The sequence below is a fragment of the Mycolicibacterium neoaurum ATCC 25795 genome, from assembly GCF_000691525.1.
GTDB lineage: Bacteria > Actinomycetota > Actinomycetes > Mycobacteriales > Mycobacteriaceae > Mycobacterium > Mycobacterium neoaurum.
The window spans coordinates 45,191-68,000 of sequence record NZ_JMDW01000019.1; the positions used below are offsets into that span (position 1 = coordinate 45,191).

23 protein-coding genes are annotated in these 22,810 nt (G+C 66.6%); 13 read left to right on the forward strand and 10 right to left on the reverse strand.

The features are described from left to right. Position 1: 1 nt before the first annotated feature. Complete coding sequence (aztA, locus tag IC40_RS0123315) at positions 2 to 664, reverse strand: zinc ABC transporter ATP-binding protein AztA (RefSeq protein WP_030137076.1); 663 nt, start codon at positions 662 to 664, stop codon at positions 2 to 4. Positions 665 to 684: 20 nt separating this feature from the next. Here aztA and aztB point away from each other — a divergent pair, with 20 nt between their 5' ends. Genes aztB through aztD form a run of 3 tightly spaced genes read left to right on the forward strand, consistent with a single transcriptional unit; the run spans position 685 to position 4,801 of the window. After that, positions 685 to 2,673 carry a zinc ABC transporter permease AztB gene (gene aztB, locus IC40_RS0123320; protein WP_030137077.1) on the forward strand — a complete coding sequence of 663 codons (1,989 nt, stop codon included), beginning with the start codon at positions 685 to 687 and terminating at the stop codon, positions 2,671 to 2,673. Further along, a complete protein-coding gene (gene aztC, locus IC40_RS0123325; RefSeq protein WP_030137078.1) occupies positions 2,670 to 3,575 on the forward strand; it encodes a zinc ABC transporter substrate-binding protein AztC in 906 nt (301 codons plus the stop codon). The genes aztB and aztC overlap by 4 nt, the downstream gene beginning before the upstream one ends. Positions 3,576 to 3,595: 20 nt before the next feature. Next, positions 3,596 to 4,801, forward strand: a complete 1,206-nt coding sequence (aztD, locus tag IC40_RS0123330; protein WP_030137079.1) for a zinc metallochaperone AztD — start codon at positions 3,596 to 3,598, stop codon at positions 4,799 to 4,801. 59 nt (positions 4,802 to 4,860) lie between these two features. Here the strand turns inward: aztD and IC40_RS0123335 are convergent, their stop codons facing one another. Beyond that, positions 4,861 to 5,997, reverse strand: a complete 1,137-nt coding sequence (locus IC40_RS0123335; protein ID WP_030137080.1) for a GTP-binding protein — start codon at positions 5,995 to 5,997, stop codon at positions 4,861 to 4,863. A gap of 57 nt (positions 5,998 to 6,054) precedes the next feature. Here IC40_RS0123335 and IC40_RS0123340 point away from each other — a divergent pair, with 57 nt between their 5' ends. The 4 genes from IC40_RS0123340 to IC40_RS0123355 all read left to right on the forward strand — a co-directional run bounded on the left by IC40_RS0123340 (position 6,055) and on the right by IC40_RS0123355 (position 9,845). Beyond that, complete coding sequence (locus tag IC40_RS0123340) at positions 6,055 to 7,044, forward strand: metal ABC transporter solute-binding protein, Zn/Mn family (protein WP_030137081.1); 990 nt, start codon at positions 6,055 to 6,057, stop codon at positions 7,042 to 7,044. A 14-nt stretch (positions 7,045 to 7,058) separates the two neighbouring features. Next, complete coding sequence (locus IC40_RS0123345) at positions 7,059 to 7,826, forward strand: metal ABC transporter ATP-binding protein (protein ID WP_191293596.1); 768 nt, start codon at positions 7,059 to 7,061, stop codon at positions 7,824 to 7,826. Beyond that, positions 7,823 to 8,680 (forward strand): metal ABC transporter permease, encoded by an 858-nt coding sequence (locus tag IC40_RS0123350; protein WP_030137083.1) that lies wholly within the window; start codon positions 7,823 to 7,825, stop codon positions 8,678 to 8,680. Before IC40_RS0123345 ends, IC40_RS0123350 begins: the two co-directional genes overlap by 4 nt. A gap of 64 nt (positions 8,681 to 8,744) precedes the next feature. Beyond that, on the forward strand, positions 8,745 to 9,845 hold the full coding sequence (locus IC40_RS0123355; protein ID WP_030137084.1) for an Rv3575c family transcriptional regulator: 1,101 nt from the start codon (positions 8,745 to 8,747) through the stop codon (positions 9,843 to 9,845). On the opposite strand, the gene IC40_RS0123360 is transcribed toward IC40_RS0123355, so the two are convergent. Genes IC40_RS0123360 through kstR form a run of 3 tightly spaced genes read right to left on the reverse strand, consistent with a single transcriptional unit; the run spans position 9,811 to position 11,934 of the window. Next, positions 9,811 to 10,467 (reverse strand): class I SAM-dependent methyltransferase, encoded by a 657-nt coding sequence (locus IC40_RS0123360; RefSeq protein ID WP_030137085.1) that lies wholly within the window; start codon positions 10,465 to 10,467, stop codon positions 9,811 to 9,813. The genes IC40_RS0123355 and IC40_RS0123360 overlap by 35 nt on opposite strands. Positions 10,468 to 10,515: 48 nt before the next feature. Then, on the reverse strand, positions 10,516 to 11,268 hold the full coding sequence (gene otsB, locus IC40_RS0123365) for a trehalose-phosphatase (protein WP_030137086.1): 753 nt from the start codon (positions 11,266 to 11,268) through the stop codon (positions 10,516 to 10,518). Between the two features lie 3 nt (positions 11,269 to 11,271). Beyond that, the gene (gene kstR / locus IC40_RS0123370; RefSeq protein WP_030137087.1) at positions 11,272 to 11,934 is read right to left on the reverse strand and encodes a cholesterol catabolism transcriptional regulator KstR; all 663 of its coding nucleotides are present in this window, start codon (positions 11,932 to 11,934) and stop codon (positions 11,272 to 11,274) included. A 194-nt stretch (positions 11,935 to 12,128) separates the two neighbouring features. Here kstR and IC40_RS0123375 point away from each other — a divergent pair, with 194 nt between their 5' ends. After that, entirely contained in the window at positions 12,129 to 14,258 is a 2,130-nt protein-coding gene (locus IC40_RS0123375; protein WP_030137088.1) for an acyl-CoA dehydrogenase family protein, read from the forward strand. On the opposite strand, the gene IC40_RS0123380 is transcribed toward IC40_RS0123375, so the two are convergent. Continuing rightward, on the reverse strand, positions 14,218 to 14,859 hold the full coding sequence (locus IC40_RS0123380; protein ID WP_030137089.1) for a TetR/AcrR family transcriptional regulator: 642 nt from the start codon (positions 14,857 to 14,859) through the stop codon (positions 14,218 to 14,220). The genes IC40_RS0123375 and IC40_RS0123380 overlap by 41 nt on opposite strands. A gap of 61 nt (positions 14,860 to 14,920) precedes the next feature. Between IC40_RS0123380 and IC40_RS0123385 the strand changes: the two genes are divergently transcribed. Then, complete coding sequence (locus IC40_RS0123385) at positions 14,921 to 15,370, forward strand: Rv1443c family protein (RefSeq protein ID WP_030137090.1); 450 nt, start codon at positions 14,921 to 14,923, stop codon at positions 15,368 to 15,370. A gap of 21 nt (positions 15,371 to 15,391) precedes the next feature. On the opposite strand, the gene IC40_RS0123390 is transcribed toward IC40_RS0123385, so the two are convergent. Both IC40_RS0123390 and IC40_RS0123395 read right to left on the reverse strand, forming a co-directional pair. Beyond that, complete coding sequence (locus tag IC40_RS0123390; protein ID WP_030137091.1) at positions 15,392 to 15,973, reverse strand: hypothetical protein; 582 nt, start codon at positions 15,971 to 15,973, stop codon at positions 15,392 to 15,394. A gap of 37 nt (positions 15,974 to 16,010) precedes the next feature. Continuing rightward, positions 16,011 to 17,066, reverse strand: a complete 1,056-nt coding sequence (locus IC40_RS0123395) for a ferredoxin--NADP reductase (RefSeq protein WP_030137092.1) — start codon at positions 17,064 to 17,066, stop codon at positions 16,011 to 16,013. A gap of 149 nt (positions 17,067 to 17,215) precedes the next feature. Between IC40_RS0123395 and hsaA the strand changes: the two genes are divergently transcribed. Genes hsaA through hsaB form a run of 4 tightly spaced genes read left to right on the forward strand, consistent with a single transcriptional unit; the run spans position 17,216 to position 20,758 of the window. Continuing rightward, positions 17,216 to 18,400, forward strand: a complete 1,185-nt coding sequence (hsaA, locus tag IC40_RS0123400; protein ID WP_030137093.1) for a 3-hydroxy-9,10-secoandrosta-1,3,5(10)-triene-9,17-dione monooxygenase oxygenase subunit — start codon at positions 17,216 to 17,218, stop codon at positions 18,398 to 18,400. Then, positions 18,400 to 19,272 carry a 4,5:9,10-diseco-3-hydroxy-5,9,17-trioxoandrosta-1(10),2-diene-4-oate hydrolase gene (gene hsaD / locus IC40_RS0123405; protein ID WP_030137094.1) on the forward strand — a complete coding sequence of 291 codons (873 nt, stop codon included), beginning with the start codon at positions 18,400 to 18,402 and terminating at the stop codon, positions 19,270 to 19,272. Before hsaA ends, hsaD begins: the two co-directional genes overlap by 1 nt. A 12-nt stretch (positions 19,273 to 19,284) precedes the next feature. After that, positions 19,285 to 20,184 (forward strand): iron-dependent extradiol dioxygenase HsaC, encoded by a 900-nt coding sequence (gene hsaC / locus IC40_RS0123410; protein WP_030137095.1) that lies wholly within the window; start codon positions 19,285 to 19,287, stop codon positions 20,182 to 20,184. Positions 20,185 to 20,191: 7 nt separating this feature from the next. Further along, positions 20,192 to 20,758, forward strand: a complete 567-nt coding sequence (hsaB, locus tag IC40_RS0123415; RefSeq protein WP_030137096.1) for a 3-hydroxy-9,10-secoandrosta-1,3,5(10)-triene-9,17-dione monooxygenase reductase subunit — start codon at positions 20,192 to 20,194, stop codon at positions 20,756 to 20,758. 56 nt (positions 20,759 to 20,814) lie between these two features. Here hsaB and IC40_RS0123420 read toward each other — a convergent pair whose 3' ends face one another. Both IC40_RS0123420 and IC40_RS0123425 read right to left on the reverse strand, forming a co-directional pair. Next, positions 20,815 to 21,804 (reverse strand): hypothetical protein, encoded by a 990-nt coding sequence (locus tag IC40_RS0123420; RefSeq protein WP_030137097.1) that lies wholly within the window; start codon positions 21,802 to 21,804, stop codon positions 20,815 to 20,817. Between the two features lie 67 nt (positions 21,805 to 21,871). Then, positions 21,872 to 22,810, reverse strand: a complete 939-nt coding sequence (locus IC40_RS0123425) for a LysR family transcriptional regulator (protein ID WP_042510102.1) — start codon at positions 22,808 to 22,810, stop codon at positions 21,872 to 21,874.

Consider the following 22,810-nt stretch of genomic DNA (forward strand, 5'->3'; position numbering starts at 1 on the left):
TTCAGCCTAATGCGCGCCGATGCTCGTCGAGGTCGATGCGGTGATGCGCCGCCGCGATCACCACCGGGTCGTGGGTAGCCGCGATGATCGTCGAGCCCGCCGCGGCGAGCTGGGCGAGGTGCCCGACCACCGCGGCGGCGGATTCCTCGTCGAGCCCGGTGGTCGGTTCGTCGAGTAACACCAGGGGCGCCTGCTGTGCGAAGGCTTGGGCGAGTAGGACGCGCTGGCGCTGCCCGCCCGACAATTCGCCCAGCGTGCGGCTGCGCTGGTCGGCCAGACCGAGCTCGGTAAGGCAGTGCTCGACGATTGCCCGGTCGGCCGCACGAGGCCTGCCCAACAGCCCGAGGCGGCGCCAGCGGCCCATCATCACGGCTTCGGCCGCGGTGAGCGGGAACGAGTCGGTGACCGCGCTGCGTTGGACCGCGAACGCGATATCGGTGGCCGCGACGTCGACCTTGCCGGTGTCAGGGAGGTGGATGCCGGCGAGCAACGCGAGCAGCGTCGACTTGCCGGACCCGTTGGAGCCGATGACGGCGGTGACCGTCGCGGGCGTGATGGACAACGTGAGATCTCGGAAAACCGTTGTGCCCGAATAACTGAAGCCCACCGCGGACACGGTGATGGGCGAGGCGACCGGAGCCGCCTTATTGAAAATGATACTCATTACTGATAGTAGTTTACGGCATGACGTCCTGGCTCACAGAACCCTTCCAGGCGGAGATGGTATTGCGGGCGCTGGTCGCCGGAGTCATCGCCGCATGGTTGTGTTCGCTGGTCGGATGCTGGGTCCTGTTGCGGCGCAGTGTCTTCTTGGGAGAGGCCATGACGCACGGCATGCTGCCGGGGGTGGCCATCGCGGCATTGCTCGGTGTCAGTCTGCTGGTCGGCGGATTGGTCGCCGCCCTGATCATGGCCTTCGGAGTGGCCGCGATCGGCCGCTCCGCGAAGCTTTCCTCGGACACCGGCATCGGACTGCTCCTGGTCGGCATGCTCGCACTCGGCGTGATCGTGGTGTCACGATCACAGAGCTTCGCCGTCGACCTCACCGGATTCCTGTTCGGCGATGTCTTTGCCGTCCGGGCAACGGATCTGCTGATCCTGGGGGCGGCGCTGGGGTTGACGCTCGTCGCGGTGATCATCGGACACCGCGCGTTCGTGGCGGTCACCTTCGATCCGCGTAAAGCCGCGACGCTGGGGCTGCGCCCGAACCTGGCTATTCCCGTGCTGACCGTGCTGATGGCGGTGGCGATGGTGGCGTCCTTCCACATCGTGGGCACATTGCTGGTGCTCGGACTACTGGTGGCACCGCCGGCCGCGGCTCTGCTGTGGGCGAGTTCGATCCCGCGCATCATGGCGCTCTCTGCCGTGCTCGGCACGGTTGCGGTCTACCTCGGCCTGCTCATCTCCTGGCATGCCGGCACCGCGGGCGGTGCCACCATTGCCGGTGTCGCGGTCGTGCTGTTCTTCGCCTCGGCACTGCTCACCCGGTTGCGCGCCCGCTGGATGACGGCCGCGGCGGTGGTGGCGATCGGTTGCGTCGTTGCCGGTTGTGCCACGGACACAACGACGTCGGAGCCGCCGCCGTCGGCCGTCACGACGGATGGAGTCACCGTCGAGGACGGTGCCAGGGAGGCCGACGGACCGCTCACCAAACTGGTCCTCGTCGACCCGCCGACCGGCGAGGTGTCGGTCTACGATGCCGTCGACGAAACCGAGACGCGTATCGGCACCTACGGGCCCGTCGACACGGTGGCCGGGGACGGGCGCTTCGCCTATCTGCGCACCGGTGCGCGTACCACGGTGATCGATTCCGGTGCATGGACTTTCGATCACGGCGATCACTACCACTACTTCACGAGCTCGCCGGCGCAGGTGGCGACGCTGGACCTGCCGGTGGCCTCCGTCACGTCGAGCAACTCGACCGTCGCTGTCCGGTCCGAAACCGGTGCGACAGAACTGTTGATGCGGGAGCGGCTCGGCCAGAAGTCGGTACAGCGATCACCGCTGACACCGCCGGCCGATGCCGCTTTGGTGGCGCCGTACGGCAGTCGGGTGGTCACCGTCACCGCCGACGGTCGGATTTGGGTCACCGATGCGGCCGGCAGCGCCGTGGTCCCGGGTGAGTGCCGACAGGCCTCCTGGGCGGTGCCGACCCGGCGGGCCGTGCTGTTCGGGTGTGACACCGGCGCCATCCGGGTCACCGGTGGCGAGAAGAACCTGACCGTGACTGCCGCCCCGTATCCCGCTGACGCGCCGGCGCGACGACCCACGCGCATGCACCATCGGGCCCGCGCAGATGTCGTCGCCGGCGTCGCCGATGGGACGGTCTGGATGCTCGACAGCAGGCAGCGCTCGTGGACGGTGCTGCCAATTGCCGACGCGGTGGCCGCCAACACCGCCGGTGACGGCACCATCCTGGTGTTGCACCGCGACGGCGCACTCAGTGCGCATGATGCGCTGACCCGCACCGAGACGGCCCGGACGGCGTTGTTCGGCAACCCTGTTCCCCCCTCGGGGTTCCAACCCGTGATCGAGATCGATTCCGACCGCGCGTATGTCAACGATGCTGCTGCCCGTGCGGTTTACGAGATCGACTATGCCGACGGGTTGCGGATCGCACGCACCTTGCGGACCGACGTCAGCCCGGGGCTGATGGTGGAGGCCGGTCGGTGAGGCGGCTCCTTGCGCTGCTGTCGACGCTCGTCATGGCGGTGATGACAGGATGCGGCAGCGACACCGACCACGATGGTGACATCGTGGTCACCACGAATATCTTGGGCGATGTCGTACGCCATATCGTCGGCGACGCCGCACCCGTCCGGGTGCTCATGCAGGCGGGCGCCGACCCGCACTCCTTCGGGATCTCCGCCAAGGACGCCGCCGCCATGAACGATGCCGCGCTGATCGTCCACAACGGTCTCGGCTTGGAAGAGAACCTTGTCCGCAATGTCGAAAGCGCGGCCACCCAGGGTGTTCCGACGTTGGCGGTCGGTGAGCACATCGACCCGATCCGCTACACCGACGGAGAGAGCGCAGGCTCGCCGGACCCGCACTTCTGGACGGATCCGCAACGCGTGCTGGCCGCAGTCGACGCCATCGAGTCGTCCCTGTTACGAGATGTTGCCGGTATCGACCGAACGGCATTGTCCCGCAACGCCGATGCCTATCGCGAGCAGCTGCGTGCACTCGACCGGCACATGCTGGACGGGTTCGCGGTGCTGCCTGCCGAGCGCCGCAAGCTGGTCACCAACCACCATGTGCTCGGATATCTGGCACAGCGGTTCGATTTCGAGGTGATCGGCGCAGTGGTGCCCAGCGGAACCACCCTGGCCGCCCCCAGTCCGTCGGATCTGCAGTCGCTGGTGGGTGCGATCGAGGACGCTCGGGTGCCTGCGATCTTCGTCGACTCGTCTCAGCCGGACAAACTCGCTCGCGTGCTGGCCGAGGATGCCGGCGTGCGAGTACGCATCATCGGCCTCTACAGCGAATCCCTCTCTGCACCAGGAACTCCGGGTGCGACCTATCTGGACATGATGCGCGCCAACACCGACGCCATCGTCACCGGCCTGCGATAGCGGCCAGAAAAGGAGCGAAAATGTCCCACTCGCGGTGGATGTACCGCGTCGGAGCCGTGACGTGCGCGGCGGCTGCACTGACCGCGTGCTCATCAGGCGGTGACAATGCAGGAAGCCCCGGCACGTCCACCGGCGCATCGGATTCGGCTGCTGCCGGTGCGCCGATCGTCGAGCCGTTGGTCACAACGTATGACGGCGGGCTCTATGTGCTCGATGGGCGCACACTGGAAGTCGAACAGGATATTCCGCTCGACGGATTCCTGCGCGTCAACCCGGCCGGCGACAGCGCTCATGTCCTGGTCACCACGAGTGCGGGATTCCGAATCCTCGACGCTGCGAGCGGCCGGCTGACCGAGGACACCTTCCCCGCCGTCGATGCCGGTCATGTCACGCCCCACGGGGAGAACACCGTCCTGTTCGACGACGGTACCGGTGAGATCACCGCGTTCGACCCCCACGATCTGGAAAAGGGCGGCCTGCCGCCGACGCGCACCTTCAAGACTCCGGAGCCGCACCATGGCGTCGCGGTGATCCTCTCGGACGGAACACTTCTGGAGACCAGGGGCAACCCGGACACCAGGACAGGTGCCGTTGCGCTGCAGGGGGATCGGGAGATCGCAAGCAATCAGGACTGCCCGGGCGTGCATGGTGAGGCCGTGGCCGCCGACGAGGTGGTGATCCTGGGCTGCGAGAACGGCGTGATCACGTTCGCCGACGGCCGATTCACCAAGATCGCCAGCCCGACACCCTACGGCCGGGTCGGCAACACCCGTGGTCACGAGGATTCGCCGGTGGTGTTGGGAGACATGAAGATCGACGCCGATGCCGAACACGAGCGCCCCGAAAGGTTCGCGCTCATCGATACCGTCACCGATCAGATGAAGATCGTCCGGCTGCCGGCCGGCGTCAGCTACTGGTTCCGGTCACTCGGGCGCGGCCCGCAGGCCGAGGCACTGATCATGGGGACCGACGGCAAGCTGCACGTCTTCGACCCCGTCACCGGTGACCTGGTGAAATCGATCGCGGTGAGTGCACCCTGGATTGAGCCCGACGACTGGCAGCAGCCCGGTCCGGCCGTGTTCACCCGTGGGGACGCCGTGTACGTCTCCGATCCGGCGACAAAGCAGATCCACCTCGTGGATCTCGCGGGTGGCACCGTCACCGAATCGGTGACCCTGGAGCAGACGCCCAACGAGCTGAGCGGGGCAGTCGGGCACGACCACTGATCCCCTGCGCACGCAGAACGGCCCGGCGGATGTTTTCCGCCGGGCCGTTCGTCTGTCGTTCAGTGTGAATGCTGTTGTGCCACGGCCCAGGCCGGTAACGGATCGGGGTAGTTCCGCCAGGCTTCCGGCCCGTCGGCCAATTCGGCATCGGTCAGCAGTGCCGCGTCGAGCAGCTCGGCGACCTTGTCCCGGTCGAGCTTGATGCCGATGAACACGATCTCCTGGCCCGCTGCGATCTCGGTGCCCGACCAGTACTGGGCGGGTTCGATCACCAGGTTCGGACCGGCCTGCGACCAGATGGCGGCGATGGTGGGCCGGCTCGCGATCCAACAGAAACCCTTGCTGCGCAACACTCGGGTGACCTGACCCAGCGCTTGGGAAAGACGTAGCGGATGGAACGGCCGGTCCGACCGGAAGGTCATCGAGCTGATGCCGTACTCCTCGGTCTCCGGGGTGTGACCGTCGGCGATCTCCTCGTCCCAGCCCGGGGTCGACGCGGCGGCTTCCGGATCGAACAGCCCGGTGCCCAGCACTTCGGAGGTGTCCACCACGCCGTGATCGGTCCTGATCAGTTTGGCGCTCGGATTGAGCCTGCGCAGCAGGGTCTCGAGCGTGTCGAGGGTGGCCGCGGATACCAGATCGGTCTTGTTGAGCAGGATGACATCGGCGAACTCGACCTGGTCGGTCAGCAGGTCGGCGATGCTGCGCGCGTCACCCTCTCCCGCGGCCAGGTCACGCTCGGCCAGCCCCTCACCGCGCACCACCTCGGTGAGGAAGGTCGAGGCGTCCACCACCGTCACCAGGGTGTCGAGCTTGGCCAACCGCCCGAGCTGGAAGCCGTCCTCGAACTCCCACTCGAAGGTGGCCGCGACCGGCATGGGTTCGGAGATCCCGGTCGATTCGATGACCAGGTGGTCGAAGCGGTTCTGCCGGGCGAGCGCACCGACGGCCTCGACCAGGTCCTCGCGCAGGGTGCAGCAGATGCAGCCGTTGGTCAGTTCGACGAGTTTCTCCTCGGATCGTTCCAGGTGACCTTGTCCGGCGATCAGGGCGGCATCGATGTTGACCTCGCTCATGTCGTTGACGATGACCGCCACGCGGAGTCCGTCACGGTTGGCCAGGATGTGGTTGAGCAGGGTCGTCTTGCCTGCGCCGAGGAAGCCGGACAGGACGGTGACGGGTAACGGGGCTGGCATATCACTCCTTAATGAAAATGATTATCAATAAAACATCCTCCGATTCGACGCCGATTAATGCAAACGGTTATCGTTATCGCCGTGACGCACACGCCCCGCATGCTTGCCGCCATCGCGCTGGCACTCCCGTTCGCCCTGGCCGCCTGTGGCTCCGGTGACCAGACCCCGGCGGCATCGCCGGTGGCGACCGGGGATTGCCCGACCACCCCGGTCCGGGTGGTCGTCAGCGTTGATCAATGGGGCCAGATCGTCTCGGCCCTCGGCGGCGCCTGTGCCGAGGTCACCACCGTGCTGGCCGGCTCGTCGGTGGATCCGCACGACTTCGAGCCGGCGCCCTCGGACGCCGCGGATTTCCAGGGCGCGCAACTGGTCGTCGTCAACGGCGGGCATTACGACGAATGGGCCACCAAGCTCGCGCAGAGCACGGCGCCCGACGCCCCCGTGGTGAATGCGATCGACATTCTCGGCGGTGAGCACGAGGGGCACGATCACGAGGGTCACGACCATGCCGGCGAAACCAATCCGCACGCCTGGTACAGCCCCGTCGCGGTGACCGATGTCGCGGAAGCGGTCACCGCCAAACTCACCGAGCTGGCGCCGGCCGCCGGTGACTACTTCGCCGGTAAGCAGACCGAGTTCACCCGATCGATGCAGCCCTACCGGTCCCTCATCGACAAGATCAAGGACGGTGCCGCGGGGAAGAGTTACGCGGCCACCGAAAGCCTCTTCGACGATATGGCCGCTGCTCTCGAGCTGCAGAATCGCACCCCTGCGGGCTATCAGGTGGCCTCGTCGAACGAGACAGATCCGTCCCCTGCCGACCTGGATGCCTTCCTGCGGCTGCTCGGCGACCGGGGTGTCGATGTGCTGATCTACAACACCCAGACCGAGGGGTCGGTGCCCGAACAGGTGCGCGCCGCCGCAGAGGCGGCCGGTGTGCCGGTCGTGAATGTCACCGAAACGATTGCGCCGGGCGCCGAGACGTTCGAGGCTTGGCAGGTGAATCAACTCACCGCCCTGGCCGAGGCCCTCGGCATCTCGACCTAGTGTCCGAACCCGCGGTGTCCGAACCCGCGCTCGTCTTCGATGATGTGAGCGTCGTCCGCGGCGGGCGACTCATCTGGTCGGAGGGCAGCTTCGCCATCCCGGCCGGCGGCATCGTGGCCCTCATCGGGCCCAACGGTTCCGGCAAGTCGACGATGCTGTCGGCGATCCTCGGGTTGCTGCCCGTGGCATCGGGCACGATCCGCGTGCTGGGCGCCAAGCCGGGTGCGAACAATGACGTGATCGGTTATGTACCGCAGGATTACGTGGCAGGCGCCGGGGAGGCCATCCGCGCGCGCGACGCCGTGACGCTGGGCCTGACCGGCAGGCGCTGGGGTGTGCACCGGACCACGCGGGCGGACCGGGCTGCGGTCCAGCAAGCACTGACCGCCGTGGAGGCCGACGATTTCGCCGACCGCCGGGTGTCACAGCTCTCCGGAGGGCAGCGCCAGCGCATAGCGCTGGCCAACGCCTTGGTGTCCCGGCCGCGATTGCTGATCCTCGACGAACCGCTGGCCGCCCTCGACCTGCGCAATCAGCATGAGATCGTCGCCCTGCTCGCCCGGCTCAACGCCGAATTCGCGGTGACAATTCTTGTTGTCGCGCACGATCTGAATCCCCTGCTCTCGGTGCTCAGCAGTGCGATCTACCTGCTCGACGGGCACGCCCACCATGCCCCGATCGACGAAGTCATCGACGCCGACCTGCTCACCCATCTGTACGGCACCCGGATCCAGGTGGCCAACACCCTGCAGGGCCGGATGTACATGAGGAGCGGGGAATGACGACGAGCGTCATCGCGCTGGGCTATCAGCAGAACTGGTGGGACATCCTGTCTTCGGCGTTCATGCGCAACGCGTTGATCGGTGGCACCCTCGTCGCACTGGCTGCCGGCCTGATCGGCTACTTCATCATCGTGCGCAATACGGCCTTCGCCGCGCACGCACTGGCCCATATCGGTCTGCCCGGTGCCACCGGTGCCGTCCTGCTCGGGCTTCCCGCGGGCCTCGGTCTCGGTGTCTTCTGTGTCGGCGGCGCGCTGGTCATCGGAGCGATGGGTAAACGCGCGGGAGACCGTGAGGTGACCACCGGCACCGTGCTGGCACTGGCCACCGCCTTCGGGTTGTTCTTCAACTCGCTGGCGACCAAGAACTCCTCGACGTTGACCAATGTGCTGTTCGGCAATCTGCTGGCCATCACCCACCAGCAACTGCTCACCTTCGCCGCCCTGTTGGCCGCGATCGCGGTGGCGGTGGTCGTCATCTACCGGCCGCTGTTGTTCGCCTCGGTCAATCCACAGGTGGCCGAGGCGAAGGGGGTGCCGGTACGGATGTTGTCGGTGCTCTTCATGGCGCTGTTGGGGGTTGCGGTGACGATGGCAGTGCAGGCCGTCGGCACGCTGTTGCTCTTCGCGCTCATCGTGACACCGGCGGCCACCGCGATCATGTTGACGGCACAGCCGTTGGCGGCCATGGCGATCTCGACGGGCATCAGCCTGAGCTCGGTGTGGCTCGGGCTCGGCATCTCGGCGGTGTTCAACCTGCCGCCCAGTTTCGTCATCGTGACCATCGCCTGTCTGGTCTGGCTGGTGGTCTGGGCCGGTAGCCGGATAACGAACCGAGAACCGTCGCACCGTTGACAGATGGCGCGGTGGAGCATCTCTCGGCGGTCACGGTGCGGACCATCCGCTAGCCTCATGAGGCATGTCCCGAAGTCCGGGTCCGCGGAGGCGGGCGACGCTGGCTTCGCTGGCCGCCGAACTCAATGTCTCGCGCACGACCGTCTCCAACGCCTACAACCGGCCCGATCAATTATCGGCCGATCTGCGTGAACGGGTGCTGGCCGCGGCCAAGGAACTCGGCTACCCGGGCCCCGATCCGGTGGCGCGGTCGCTGCGCACCCGGCGCGCCGGGGCGGTGGGTCTGATGATCACCGAGCCGTTGAACTACTCGTTCAGCGATCCTGCTGCACTCGATTTCGTTGCCGGGCTTGCCGAATCGTGCGAGGTGGCCGGCCAGGGCCTGCTGCTGATCGCGGTCGGGCCCAACCGCAGTGTCGAGGACGGTACCGCGGCGGTGTTATCGGCCGGGGTCGACGGATTCGTGGTGTACTCGGCATCCGATGACGATCCGTATCTGCCGGTGTTGTTGCAGCGTCAGCTGCCCATCGTCATCGTCGATCAACCGATCGACATCCCTGGCGCATCACGGGTGGGCATCGACGACCGTGCCGCGATGCGGCAGCTGGCCGAGTATGTGATCGGGCTGGGACACCGGGAGATCGGCCTGCTCACAATGCGACTCGGGCGGGAATGGCCGCTGGAGACCACCGCACCGATGGTCGCGGACCCGGAACGGCTGAATTCGCCGCACTTCCACGTGCAGTGCGAGCGCGTGCACGGCGTGTACGACGCGATGACGGCTGCCGGTCTGGATCCGGCGAACCTCACCGTTGTCGAGAGCTACGAGCATCTTCCCGGCTCCGGCGGGGCTGCCGCCGAAGTGGTGTTGACCGCGAATCCGCGCATCACCGCGCTGATGTGCACCGCGGACGTGCTTGCCCTCTCTGCGATGGATCATCTGCGCGCGCGAGGAATCTTCGTGCCGGGCCAGCTGACCGTGACCGGTTTCGACGGGGTCCCCGAGGCGCTGGCCCGCGGGCTGACGACGGTCTCGCAGCCGGGTATGGAGAAGGGCCGCCGCGCCGGGGAACTGCTGCATCACCCGCCGCGCTCCGGCCTGCCGGTCGTCGAGTTGCTCGATACCGAGGTCATCCGCGGTCGGACATCCGGCCCTCCGGGCTGAGCAATTGCGCCACGATGATGTCGTCATGGGTGTGCTGGCCGTCCGCGCCGGCCGGCACGTCACGACGTCGGCCACGCTCGACCCGCACCTCCCACCGGTCGTCGAGCAATGCGCGGACATCGTCGTGAAGCAGATACATCGCCGGATCGAACCCATGCGATTTGGCCAACTCGACGTCGATATCGGCGTGGTGGACCACTAGCAGCGTTCCTCCTGGGGCCACGGCCGAGAGTAAAGCCGTTCCGGCCGCGCCGTCCGGTGTGCGCAACAGCGCCGGATAGTGCGCTGTCACCAGATCGAAACCTTCGGCGGGTATCTCCATGTCTTCCAGTCGGTTTCGTAACCACTGAACATGTACCCCGGCGGCCGCGGCAGCCGCGGCCGCCTGCTCTAGTGCCACCTGGGAGACGTCCAGTGCGGTCACCTGCCAGCCGCGGCCGGCCAGCCACACCGCATCGGCGCCGAGTCCGCAGCCGATGTCCAAGGCCGTGCCTGCCGGGAGCCCGGCGGCCTCGTCGATGACGACGGGGTTGGGGCGACGTGCGGGCAGCCTGTCCAGGAAGGCTGTGTAGCGCTCGTCCCATTCGTCGAAAACCTGCGCAGAATGTGGTGTTTCGGTCATTCCACCAGGCTGTCCGCCGAACACCGGTTGCGCAAACAGTATTGCCGATCAGGCAAGTCGACGAGTGCGCTCCGCGGCGAGTAGGCCCAGTACCGCGGCGACGTCGGCGGGGGATTCGACCCGATATTCGGCCTGGCTCTCGCCGGGGCCGACCTTGACCCCGATATCACCCCTGAGCATCCGCCGGAACGCCTTCTCGTCGGTGACATCATCACCGAGGAACACCACAGTCGTTGCGGCACAACGATCACGCAGCACGTCGAGCGCCTCACCCTTATCTGTGACGATCACCGCGAACTCGAGGACGGCCTTACCTTCGGTCAGATGCGCATCCCATGACGCGGCCGCTTCGTGGGCCGCGGCCAGTGCCGCCTCGCCGTCGGCGGCCGACGCGTTGCGGACGTGCAGCGCGACGCTGGCCGGTTTGGTCTCCACCGCTGTCCCCGGCCGGTTCTCGGCGATGGAGCGCAGCGTCGTGATGATCTCGTCCAGCAGCGCGGTGTCGATATCGTGGACGAATCCGGTGTCGAACTCGGCACCATGACTACCGACCGCGTGCACGGCGGGCGACGCGGAGGACAGCTCGCGCAACACCGCGAGTTCGCGTCCGGAGATCAGGGCCGCGTCGGTATCGGGAAGTGCCGCAAGCGTCTCGAGCGCGGCGGCCGCCTCGGGGAGTGGTCGGGCATCGGCGGGATCGGCAACGATCGGCGCGAGTGTGCCGTCGAAGTCGGAGGTGACGAGTAAACGGGAGGTGCCGGCGGCCTCGATGAGGGCGCGTCGCAGACCGGTGTCGAACACCTCTCACACCTTAGGTTGTTCGCCGTCCCCGATCAGGAGCCGGACCGCGAGATCCAGGCGTTTGGCGACATCGGTGGCCGAGGCGCGCCGGGTCAACCAGGCCAGCAGATTGGACAGCCAGACATCGGAGATGACCCTGGCGATGTGGTACTGGTCCTCGGTGGGTTCGCCATCGCTCATCGCGCGGGCGAACATCGAGTCCATGAGTTTCCCGACGTGGTCGACCTCACCGGCGGCCGAGGCATCGGCGAACACGAAGGCGCGGGTCATGGCCTCGGTGAGCAGCGGGTTGCGCTGCATGGAGCGGTTCAGCCTGCCCACCATCACGTTGAGCCGCTCGTAGGGCGTTCCGCCGGTGAGTGTGGCCCGGTCGGATTTGGCGTCAATGCGCTCGAACTCCCGGCCGAGCGCGGAGACCAGCAGGTGCACCTTCGACGGGAAGTATCGGTACAGGGTGCCGACCGCGACATCGGCGCGTTCGGCCACCGCGCGCATCTGCACCGCCTCGTAACCGCCCTTGGAGGCGATGGCCAGGGTGGCATCCAGGATGCGCTTGCGTCGTTCCCGCTGGGCCTCGGACCCGAGTTCGGATTCGGACAGCACGGCCACGGCCATCACCTGTCGAGGTGAATCAGAACCCGATCCGGGTTGTGCTGGCGATGACATCTGCCGGGCTCCTTCGTGATGCGTGTGCCGGGAAAACGATACGCAAGCGGCATGCGGATCCACCACCTCCCCGGCCTAGATCACAGCGGCGTGTCCTGCTGCGACGGCAGTCGACTTGACGCTGGGACGCTGGCACTATTAGAACACGTTCTAGTGGGAAGCGCGGCCTTCTCACCCTATGCGAGGAGTAGCCGGTGTCTGTGCTGTCCGTCCCGACCGATACATCGGATGAGGCCGCGGCCCGTGAGCTGGTCAGAGACTGGGTTCCGAGCTCCGGTTCGATCACCGCGGTCCGCAATGTCGAACTCGGTGATCCGCAGGCCTGGCGTGCGCCGTATGCGGGCTTCGCCGAACTAGGGGTATTCGGTGTCGCGGTGCCCGAGGAGTATGGCGGGGCAGGCAGCACTGTGGCGGATCTGCTCGCGATGATCGACGAGGCGGCTGCCGGCTTGATCCCCGGACCGGTCGCCGGTACCGCGCTGGCCACCCTGGTCGCCGACGATCCGGCCGTCCTGGAGGCGTTGGCCACCGGGGAACGCAGCGCAGGTATCGCCATGACGTCCGACATCACGGTCGATTCCGGTACCGCCACCGGGACCGCGCCCTACGTGCTGGGTGCCGATCCGGGCGGGGTGCTGATCCTGCCGGCCGCGAACCACTGGATCCTGGTGGACGCGGGTTCCGACGGTGTCACCATCGACCCGCTGGAGGCCACCGACTTCTCCCGGCCGCTGGCCCGGGTGACCCTGACGTCGGCACCGGCGCAGCAGCTGAGCGCGTCGGCACAGCGGGTCACCGATCTCATGGCCACCGTGCTGGCCGCCGAGACGGCCGGTTTGGCCCGTTGGCTGCTCAACACCGCCAACGAGTACGCCAAGGTGCGCGAGCAGTTCGGCAAGCCGATCGGCAGCTTTCAGGCCGTCAAGCACATGTGCGCGGAGATGCTGCTGCGCAGCCAGCAGGTCACCGTCGCGGCGGCCGACGCGATCGCGGCCGCGGCCGGTGACGATGCCGACCAGCTGTCCGTCGCCGCTGCGGTGGCGGCGGCCATCGGTATCGATGCCGCGAAGCTGAACGCGCGCGATTGCATCCAGGTGCTGGGCGGGATCGGCATCACCTGGGAGCACGATGCGCACCTGTACCTGCGCCGGGCATATGCCAACGCACAGTTCCTCGGCGGCCGGTCGCGATGGTTGCGGCGCGTCGTGGAGCTGACCCGCGCCGGGGTGCGCCGCGAACTGCACGTCGACACCGCCGATGCCGATGCCATCCGTCCCGAGATCGCCGCGGCCGCCGCACGGATCGCCGCACTGCCCGAGGACCAACGGGGGCGGGCGCTCGCCGAATCCGGGCTGCTGGCTCCGCATTGGCCGGCACCCTATGGCCGGGACGCGACCCCGGCCGAACAGTTGGTGATCGATGAGGAACTGGCGGCCGCCGAGGTGGCGCGCCCGGACATCTCGATCGGTTGGTGGGCCGCTCCGACGATCCTTGCCGCCGGTACGCCCGAACAGATCGATCGGTTCATCCCCGGCACCCTCAACGGAGACATCTTCTGGTGCCAGCTGTTCTCCGAGCCCGGGGCGGGATCGGATCTGGCGGCCCTGCGGACGAAGGCAGTGCGGGCCGAGAAGGACGGGGTGACCGGTTGGTCGCTGACCGGACAGAAGGTGTGGACCTCCAACGCGCACCGCGCCAATTGGGGTATCTGCTTGGCCCGGACCAACCCGGACGCTCCGAAACACAAGGGCATCACCTATTTCCTGGTCGAGATGAGCTCACCGGGTATCGATATCCGGCCGCTGCGCGAGATCACCGGTGAGGCCCTGTTCAACGAGGTGTTCTTCGACGACCTGTTCGTTCCCGACGACTGCGTGGTCGGCGAGGTCGACGGTGGCTGGCCGTTGGCCCGCACGACGCTGGCCAACGAACGCGTCGCCATCGCCACCGGCGGGGCACTGGACAAGGGTATGGAGCATCTGCTCGCCGTGATCGGTGACCGAGAGCTCGACGGTGCCGAGGCCGATCGGCTCGGTGCCCTCATCACCCTGGCCCAGGTCGGTTCGTTGCTGGATCAGCTCATCGCGCGGATGGCGTTGGGCGGCAACGATCCCGGTGCTCCGTCGAGCGTGCGCAAGCTGATCGGGGTGCGCTACCGGCAGGGGTTGGCGGAGGCGGCGATGGAGTTCCAGGATGGAGGCGGCATCGTCGACTCGCCCGATGTCCGGTACTTCCTCAACACCCGCTGCCTGAGCATCGCCGGGGGCACCGAGCAGATCCTGCTCACCCTCGCCGGTGAGCGGCTGCTGGGGTTGCCGCGCTAGTCAGGTACCCGAGCAGCAGCCGGACCACCTCGTCCTCCAGCTGGGAGGTGTCCACCGGTTGCACGATGAGTCGGTGCACGAGCGACTCGATGGTGGTGACGGTCAGCCGGGCAGCGAAGTGCGGGTCGGCGACCTCGACCTCCGGGTGGTGACGCAGCAGCTCGGTCACCCCGGCCACCGCGCGTGATTCGATCTCGTGCAGTCGCTCCAGCAGCGCCGCCGAACGCGGGGCCTGCTCGAACAACACGCGGTGCAACGCGGGATCGTCGCGATGATTGTCGATGGTCGCCCTGACGAACAGGCGCAGCGTGCTCTCCAGTGAGCTCGGCAGTCCGTCGCGCGATCGCTGCGCCAGCAACTGGCCACCCGCCTCGATGTGTTCGTCGATCAGCGCGGCCAGGATCGCATCCTTGTTCGGGAAGTATTGGTAGAGGGAGCCGATCGACATCTCGGCGGCCTCGGCGATGCGGTTGGTCGTGCCCGCCGTGTAACCGTGCGCGCTGAAAATGTGAGCAGCCGCGTCGAGCGCGCGGCGCCTGGTCTGTGTCGAGCGGGCCTGGCGCGGCTGTTTACGGGGCTTGAAGCGATCGGTCGGCGCCATGTCATCTCCGCGGAAAATGCGAGTAGTCAACCCATGCGGCGCCGCCGGAGAATCATCGCCCATGCAGCGCGTACATGTCGAAACCATACTTGCCACCGACGCCGACCGGGTGTGGGCCGCCATGCAGTACCCGGTCACGTTCCTCTACGTGTGCAGGGGGCTGCTGAGTCTGCCCGCACTCGTCGGACGCAGCGCGCCACTGCAGGTCGGGGAACGCGGGAGCGGCTGGCTGTTCGCCTTTCACGTCCTACCGGTCTACCGACACACCCTCGAGGTGCTCAGCGCCGATCCCGGCACCCGCACGATCCGCACCCATGAGTATGGCGGCGTGCTCACGGCGTGGGATCACACGCTGCACGTGGAACCGGTCGACGAGAACAGTTGCCGCTACAGCGATTCGGTCGACATCGACGCGGGAATGCTGACTCCCGTCGTGGTCCGGTTGGCCCGCGGGATCTATCGATACCGGCACCGCCGGTGGCACCGACTGGTGGCCAGACACCTCAGCTGAGCGTGCCCGAGTGATGCCGGCTCAGCCGAATGTCGTCTGGGCGCACGCCTTCGGAGTGGCCACGTTGACACCGCCGAACACCACCTGGATATCGGAGCAGACGACGAAACTCCCGTCGGTGGTGGGCCGCCCGGAGCGCCAGTCGGTCTGCACCGAATCTCCGTCGGTGGCAAAGCGTTGCAACGGGCCGCCGCCGAAATAGGTCACCGAGACCGTGTAGTCGCTGTTGGCCTTGTAGGCCTTGGACAGCACATTGTCGTGGTTGGCGCCCTTGAGTTCCCTGGGCATCCCGGCCGGTGCGCTGTACCAGGCTTCCTGCCAGGTGCTGCGATTCATGTTGCGGATGACGATCGTCTGCCGGGCCCAGGTGTCCTGCGGCAGACCGATCGGCCCGGTCGGGGTCAGCAGGCTGGCCTGGGTCCGGAAGAAACACTTGCCGTCGGTGCCTGGGCAGTCGGCGGTCACCTGCATCTCGACGATGCCCTGCGGTGTCGGTATCGACGAGGTCCCGGTGTTCGAGGCGGCCGATGCCGTCGGGACGGACAGGGCGGAGAGCACGGCCGCAGCACACGCCGCCGTGGTTGCACCAAGAATCTTCTTCACAGCAATCCCTCCGCTCGTCTGCACGTTAGCCCGAGCACTATTCGTCGTAGGTGACTTCCACCGAATCCGATGTGGGCAAGGCCTGGCAGGCCAGGATGAGGCCCTCGTCGAGATCGGACGGCTCGAGGACATCGTTGATCTCCATCTCGACATCGCCCTTGCGCATCAGCACCGCGCATGCCCCGCAATGGCCCTCCCGGCAGGAGAACGGTGCGTCCAGACCCTTGTTCAGCAACACATCGAGCAACTTGGCCTTGCGTGGCCACTCGATCTCATGGGTGGTCCCGTCCAGTTCGACGATCGCCTGCGCGGGGCCGCGGTCATCGTCCTCCTCGACATCGATGACGACCTGTGCGAACGGGTCCGAATCCAGGGACTTGAACACCTCGATGTGGATATGCCTGGCGTCGACGGTCTTCAACGCAGCCTCCGCGGCGGACATGAAGGGGCCGGGACCGCAGATGAATGCCTCATGTGCGGCGAACGGTCCCACCAGCGTCGCCAGCGCATCGGTGTTGGGCAACCCCTGCACGGTCTCCAGCCAGTGGATCACCGTCAGCCGGTCCGGGTGTGCGGCGGTCAACTCTCGCAGCGTCTCGGCGAAGATGACCGAGTTCTCGTCACGGTTGGCGTAGACCAGGACGATCTTTCCGGTGCCCTCGGCCAGTGCGGACTTGCAGATTGCCATCATCGGGGTGATCCCGCTTCCCGCGGCCAACAGCAGGAAATCGGTGTCCAGCGTCTTGGGGACGAAGGTGCCCGATGGCGCCAGCACGTGCATGCGCATACCGGGATGGGCGTTGTCGCACAGCCAATTCGACGCGTACCCGTCGGCGGTCCGCTTGACTGTCACGGTCAGCTTCTCGTCACGTGCCGGCGAACTCGACAGCGAATAGCAGCGGGCCACCGACCCGGTCCGCTCGCTGGGCACCCGCAGCGTCAGGAACTGACCGGGCGAGTACCGCAACTTCTCGGCGGGCACATCGCTGCCGCCGGGGACGTCGAACACGAGCGACCTGGCATCGGCCGTCTCCTCGATGACGGCGGCGATCTCCAGTTCGAGCACATGGCTGCCGAGCGGTTCCTCCGTCACAGGCCTGGCCTCTTTTCCCTCATAACTAGAACATGTTACAAAACTGCAGTTGTGCAGGTCCAGCCGTTGATTGAGCGCGCTACTCGACACAAATCGTAACGTGTTCTAATCTTTTGCTAGTGACGGATCTCGATCCAGGAGGCAATTCAGTGACGTCCATTGAACAGCGTGACGTGCAGGCAGTTCTGAGCGGTATCGACGATCTGTTGCCGAACCTGCGGGAACGCGCCCAGATCGCCGAAGACCAGCGCCAGGTCCCTTACGAGACCATCAACGAACTCGACGAGGTCGGCTTCTTCAAACTGCTCCAGCCCGAGCAGTGGGGCGGGCTGCAGGCCGATCCGACGGCTTTCTACGAGGCCGTCCGTCGGTTGGCCAGTGCATGCGGGTCGACCGGTTGGATCAGCTCCATCATCGGTGTGCACAACTGGCACCTGGCGCTGTTCGACCAGCGCGCCCAGGACGAGGTGTGGGGCGACGACCCGACGGTGCGTGTCTCGTCCTCCTACGCCCCGATGGGCGCGGGAACCGTGGTCGACGGTGGCTACCTGGTCAGCGGCGCCTGGCAGTGGTCCTCGGGCAGTGAACACGCCACCTGGGCGTTCCTCGGTGGCCCGGTCATCAAGGACGGCCGCCCGGTGGACTTCGGCAGCTTCCTGATCCCGCGCACCGAATACACGATCGACGATGTCTGGCATGTCGTCGGACTCAAGGGCACCGGCAGCAACACCGTCGTGGTCAAGGACGTGTTCGTGCCCTCGCACCGGTTCCTGTCCTACAAGGCCATGAACGACGGCACCGCGGGCGGCTACCAGAACAACACCGCACCGGTCTACAAGATGCCGTGGGGCACCATGCATCCCACCACCATCTCGGCGCCGATCGTCGGTATGGCCTATGGCGCGTACGCCGCTCACGTCGAGCATCAGGGCAAGCGTGTCCGGGCCGCCTTCGCCGGTGAGAAGTCCAAGGACGATCCGTTCGCCAAGGTGCGCATCGCCGAGGCCGCCAGCGATATCGATGCGGCGTGGCGTCAGCTGATCGGCAATGTCGGCGACGAGTACGCCCTGTTGCAGGCGGGCAAGGAGATCCCCTACGAACTGCGTGCCCGTGCGCGCCGTGACCAGGTGCGGGCGACTGCGCGCGCGATCGCCTCGATCGACCTGCTGTTCGAGTCGGCCGGTGCCACCGCGCTGGTCACCGGCGCTCCGCTGCAGCGGTTCTGGCGAGACGCCCACGCAGGCCGGGTGCATGCCGCCAACGAGCCCGAGCGTGCCTACCTGATCTTCGGTAACAACGAGTTCGGTCTGCCGCCCGCGGACACGATGGTCTGATGACTGCGGTTTCCGAGATCACTTTCGAGTCCACTTCCCGGTACGCCGATGTGCAGGCCGGGGAATTGGCCATGCGGTTGCATTACCACGAGGCGGGCGACCCGACGTCGCAGACCATCGTGCTGTTGCACGGCGGCGGCCCCGGTGCGTCGAGTTGGTCGAACTTCGGCCGCAACATCGCCGTACTCGCTGAGCACTACCACGTGTTGGCCATCGACCAACCCGGTTACGGTTTGTCGGACAAGCACACCGAGCACGAGCAGTACAACCGTTACAGCGCCAAGGCAGTGCTCGGGCTGCTCGACAAGCTTGAGATCACGGGACGTGTTCCGCTGCTGGGTAATTCACTCGGTGGCGGCACGGCGGTGCGGTTCGCGCTGGACTATCCGGATCGCGCGGGCAAGCTCATCCTTATGGGCCCCGGGGGGTTGTCGGTGAACCTGTTCGCCCCCGATCCCACCGAGGGTGTGAAGGCACTGGCGAAGTTCAACTTCGAGCCGACCCGCGAGAACCTCGAGGCGTTCATCAGGATCATGGTCTTCGACCAGAAGCTGGTCACCCCGGAACTGGTCGAGGAACGCTTCGCGATCGCCAGTACCCCGGAGTCGCTCGCGGCCACCCGGGCGATGGGAAAGTCGTTCGCGGGGCCCGATTTCGAGCTGGGCATGATGTGGCGCGAGGTGTACAAGCTGCGTCAGCCGGTGCTGCTGATCTGGGGCCGCGAGGATCGGGTGAACCCGCTCGACGGCGCACTGGTCGCGGTCAAGCAGATCCCGCGCGTGCAGCTGCACGTCTTCGGGCAGTGCGGGCACTGGGCACAGGTCGAGAAGTTCGACGAATTCAACAAGCTCACCATTGATTTCCTGGGCTAGGAGGGCCCTACCATGAGCATCAAGTCGCTGGGGTACATGCGCATCGAGGCAACCGACGTGGCGGCGTGGCGCGAGTTCGCCCTGAAGGTGCTCGGCATGGTCGAGGGTCAGGGGTCCACCCCGGGCGCCCTCTATCTGCGGATGGACGAGGTCGCCGCGCGCCTGGTGATCGTGCCCGGCGAGCACGACCGGTTGTTGATCTCCGGATGGGAAGTGGCCGACGCTCCAGCGCTGCAGGCGCTGCGCGAAACACTGTCCAAGGCCGGCGTCGAGTATGTCGAGGGCACCCGCGAGGAGCGTGCCGAGCGGCGCGTCGAGGGATTGATCCGCTTCAACGATCCGGCAGGCAACGTCCTGGAGGCCTTCCACGGCGCCCAGTACCTCGGCCGCCGGTTCGTCAGCCCGTACGGCCACAAATTCGTCACCGGTGAGCAGGGGCTCGGGCATGTCGTGCTCACCTGTGACGACGACGCCGCGGCACAGGCGTTCTATCAGGACGTGCTGGGCTTCCGGTTGCGTGACTCGATGAGCCTGCCACCCCAGCTCGCCGGCCGGCCCGCCGACGGTGACCCGGTATGGCTGCGCTTCTACGGGTGCAACCCGCGTCACCATGCGCTGGCGTTCATGCCGATGCCCAACCCCACCGGCATCGTGCACCTGATGGTCGAGGTCGAGGAGTCCGATGATGTCGGTCTGTGCCTGGACCGCGCGCTGCGCCGCAATGTAAAGATGTCGGCGACCCTCGGCAGGCATATCAACGACAAGATGCTGTCCTTCTACATCAAGACTCCCGGCGGGTTCGACATCGAATTCGGTTGCGAAGGACTGGAAGTCGAGGACCAGAACTGGGTGGCGCGGGAGAGCACCGCGGTCAGCCTGTGGGGGCACGACTTCAGCGTCGGCTTCAAGTAGTCGCCTTATGACCGCCGAAGCCATCGACCCGCGTACCTTCCGCAACGTGCTCGGGCAGTTCTGCACCGGTGTCACCGTCATCACCACCACGGCCGATGATGTGCCGATCGGTTTCGCCTGCCAGTCGTTCGCGGCTTTGTCGCTGGATCCGCCGTTGGTGCTGTTCTGTCCGACCAAACAGTCCAGGGCCTGGCAGGCCATCGAGGCCAGCGGTAGGTTCTGTGTCAACATGCTGCACGAGAATCAGCAGCACGTCTCCGCGCAGTTCGGATCCAAGGCGCCGGATAAATTCGCCGGGATCGACTGGACCGCATCGCCGTTGGGCTCACCGATCATCGACGGCAGCCTTGCCCATATCGACTGCACCGTCGCCTCGGTGCACGACGGCGGCGATCACTTCGTGGTGTTCGGCGCGGTGCACTCGTTGTCGGAGCCACCTGCGCTCAAACCGCGTCCGCTGTTGTTCTACCGCGGCCAGTACACCGGGATCGAGCCGGACAAGAACACCCCGGCCCAGTGGCGTGACGACCTGGAGGCGTTCCTGACCACGACGACGTCGGACACGTGGCTCTGATCCCGTCGCTTCGCTCGCCTGGTTGTGATCCCGTCGCTTCGCTCGCCTGGGACGCTCTAATCGCCCACCCGCTGTAACTTCACGTCGAGTTCGACCTTCGCCGGGCAGTCACCGATGTACTCCTGAAACGAGGTGCCCGTCAGCGCGACGATGGGGTCCTGTGGACCCTGCGGCAACGGCAGGTCGTCGCGCGAGGTCTGCCGAACCTTGCCGACGCCGTCGGTGCATTCGGCGTCGCCCTCCGGGAAGCTGGCGCTGAAACGTCCGTCACCGTAGAGCATCACAAAGAGATTGTTGGTGTCGATCGTGGACATCAGGCTCACGCACCGGTCGCCCGTGCGAAGACAGTAGGTCGTCGCCTTGTAATCGTGCGGCGGGAAGGTCTGTCCGGTCTCCCGGTAGGTCTGCGAATAGGTGTAGACCCCGCGCAGAGCCGCCCCGGGGGCCGGCCGCAACGGCGGTTCCAGGGCCGGGTCGGGTGCGGTGACGCTGACCCCGGAGCCGGTGGTCGGGGTCAGATGGATGGCGCGCTTGTTCGCACACAGGGCGGGCGCGGTGGCCCAGGTGTACTCGCCGTTCATCGAACCGTCCAACTGCGGTGTCAGCGAAATGACGGTCCACCCTTGGACATCGGTGTCGACGTCACCGACCTTGCATTTGTCGGGGGCCTCGCGGACCTGCAGCCAATCTCCGTCGAGATAGTCGAAAACCATGGTGTACAACGGAGCTCCGGCGGCGTCCTGCGGATTCACCACGGCCACCGTGGCAACGCAGTCGGTGCCCTTGCATACCGAGCGTGCGACCCAGGTTTCGGTACGGGCCGTGCCGGCGACCGGCTTGCCGTCCGGTGTTGCGGTCGGGCCGACGTCGACTTTGAACGTGCCCTCCAGCGCCGGACCGGTCTTGCTCGCTGCCTGCTCGCCACCGCTGTCCCGCACGGTGTACAGGCAGGCCGCGAAGCCACCCAGCAGGACAGCGACCAGCGCAGCCGCAGCCAGGAGTTTGACCAGCGTGCTCTTGGTATCTTTGCTCAGCCCAATTGCCATCGCCGTAAGAATGCCATCCCAGAGTGGTTGGCAGGAACGCAATCCCACACAACGGCGGCCGCGACGGTCACATCGTGCCCAGCAGCACGTCTGCGTGCTCGCGCATGCGGTCGCCGATCGCCTCGACGATGGCTTCGACTTCGGGCCTGCGCAGCGTCTCGGCGCGGGTCACCAGCCAGTAGGTCAGCCGCACCGACACCTCGGCGGGCAGCACCCGGACCAGGTCGTCGTGCCGATCGGCCATGAAGCACGGCAGCAGACCGAGGCCGGCGTCGGCCCGGGTCGCCTCGACGTGCACGAACACATTGGTCGAGGACACCGATTGCCGCATCGCCGGGGCGAAACTGGCGGCCAGATCCAGTTCGTCGACTTGCAGCATGGAGTCGATGAAGTAGACCAACGGGTGTCCGGTCAGCTCGCCGACCTCGCGCGGTGTGCCGTGTTCGGACAGATAACGCCGCGAGCCGTACAACCCGAGGCAGTAGTCACCGAGCCGGATGGCTTGTGCCCGGTGCACGGTGGGCTCGCCCACCACGATCTCGATATCGACGCTGGCCCGTTGCTGACTGGCGCGGCGGGTGGCCGCCACGATCTCGACCGACACACCGGGGTGTTCGCGCTGCACCTCCGCCGCGGCCGGTGCGGCGATATAGGCGCTGAAACCGTCGGTGGCCGAGATGCGGACGACTCCTTCCAGGGCGCGCGGTCCACCGTCGGCGTCGGCCAGTGACCGCACCGCGGCCTCGATCGCCTCGGCGGCGGCGAGCACCTCCCGACCGCGGTCGGTCAGCTCCCAGCCGGCCCCGACCCGAGTGAGCACGCGCGCACCGATGGCCTGCTCGAGGGCGGCGATACGCCGGGAAATGGTGGTGTGATTGACCCCGAGCTGATCGGCGGCACTGACATAGCGTCCGGTACGTCCGACGGCGAGCAGAATCAGCAGATCGTCGGCGCTCGGTACAGGCACATCTGCAGTTTTGCAGATTGGTGGTGCGTTTCTGGTCAT

Coding starts and splice junctions, on each gene's coding strand:
- aztA (WP_030137076.1), bottom strand. CDS start 664: ATGAGTATCATTTTCAATAAGGCGGCTCCGGTCGCCTCGCCCATCACC.
- aztB (WP_030137077.1), top strand. CDS start 685: ATGACGTCCTGGCTCACAGAACCCTTCCAGGCGGAGATGGTATTGCGG.
- aztD (WP_030137079.1), top strand. CDS start 3,596: ATGTCCCACTCGCGGTGGATGTACCGCGTCGGAGCCGTGACGTGCGCG.
- IC40_RS0123335 (WP_030137080.1), bottom strand. CDS start 5,997: ATGCCAGCCCCGTTACCCGTCACCGTCCTGTCCGGCTTCCTCGGCGCA.
- IC40_RS0123340 (WP_030137081.1), top strand. CDS start 6,055: ATGCAAACGGTTATCGTTATCGCCGTGACGCACACGCCCCGCATGCTT.
- IC40_RS0123350 (WP_030137083.1), top strand. CDS start 7,823: ATGACGACGAGCGTCATCGCGCTGGGCTATCAGCAGAACTGGTGGGAC.
- IC40_RS0123355 (WP_030137084.1), top strand. CDS start 8,745: ATGTCCCGAAGTCCGGGTCCGCGGAGGCGGGCGACGCTGGCTTCGCTG.
- IC40_RS0123360 (WP_030137085.1), bottom strand. CDS start 10,467: ATGACCGAAACACCACATTCTGCGCAGGTTTTCGACGAATGGGACGAG.
- kstR (WP_030137087.1), bottom strand. CDS start 11,934: ATGTCATCGCCAGCACAACCCGGATCGGGTTCTGATTCACCTCGACAG.
- IC40_RS0123380 (WP_030137089.1), bottom strand. CDS start 14,859: ATGGCGCCGACCGATCGCTTCAAGCCCCGTAAACAGCCGCGCCAGGCC.
- IC40_RS0123385 (WP_030137090.1), top strand. CDS start 14,921: ATGCAGCGCGTACATGTCGAAACCATACTTGCCACCGACGCCGACCGG.
- hsaD (WP_030137094.1), top strand. CDS start 18,400: ATGACTGCGGTTTCCGAGATCACTTTCGAGTCCACTTCCCGGTACGCC.
- hsaC (WP_030137095.1), top strand. CDS start 19,285: ATGAGCATCAAGTCGCTGGGGTACATGCGCATCGAGGCAACCGACGTG.
- hsaB (WP_030137096.1), top strand. CDS start 20,192: ATGACCGCCGAAGCCATCGACCCGCGTACCTTCCGCAACGTGCTCGGG.
- IC40_RS0123420 (WP_030137097.1), bottom strand. CDS start 21,804: ATGGCAATTGGGCTGAGCAAAGATACCAAGAGCACGCTGGTCAAACTC.
- IC40_RS0123425 (WP_042510102.1), bottom strand. CDS start 22,810: ATGACCAGAAACGCACCACCAATCTGCAAAACTGCAGATGTGCCTGTA.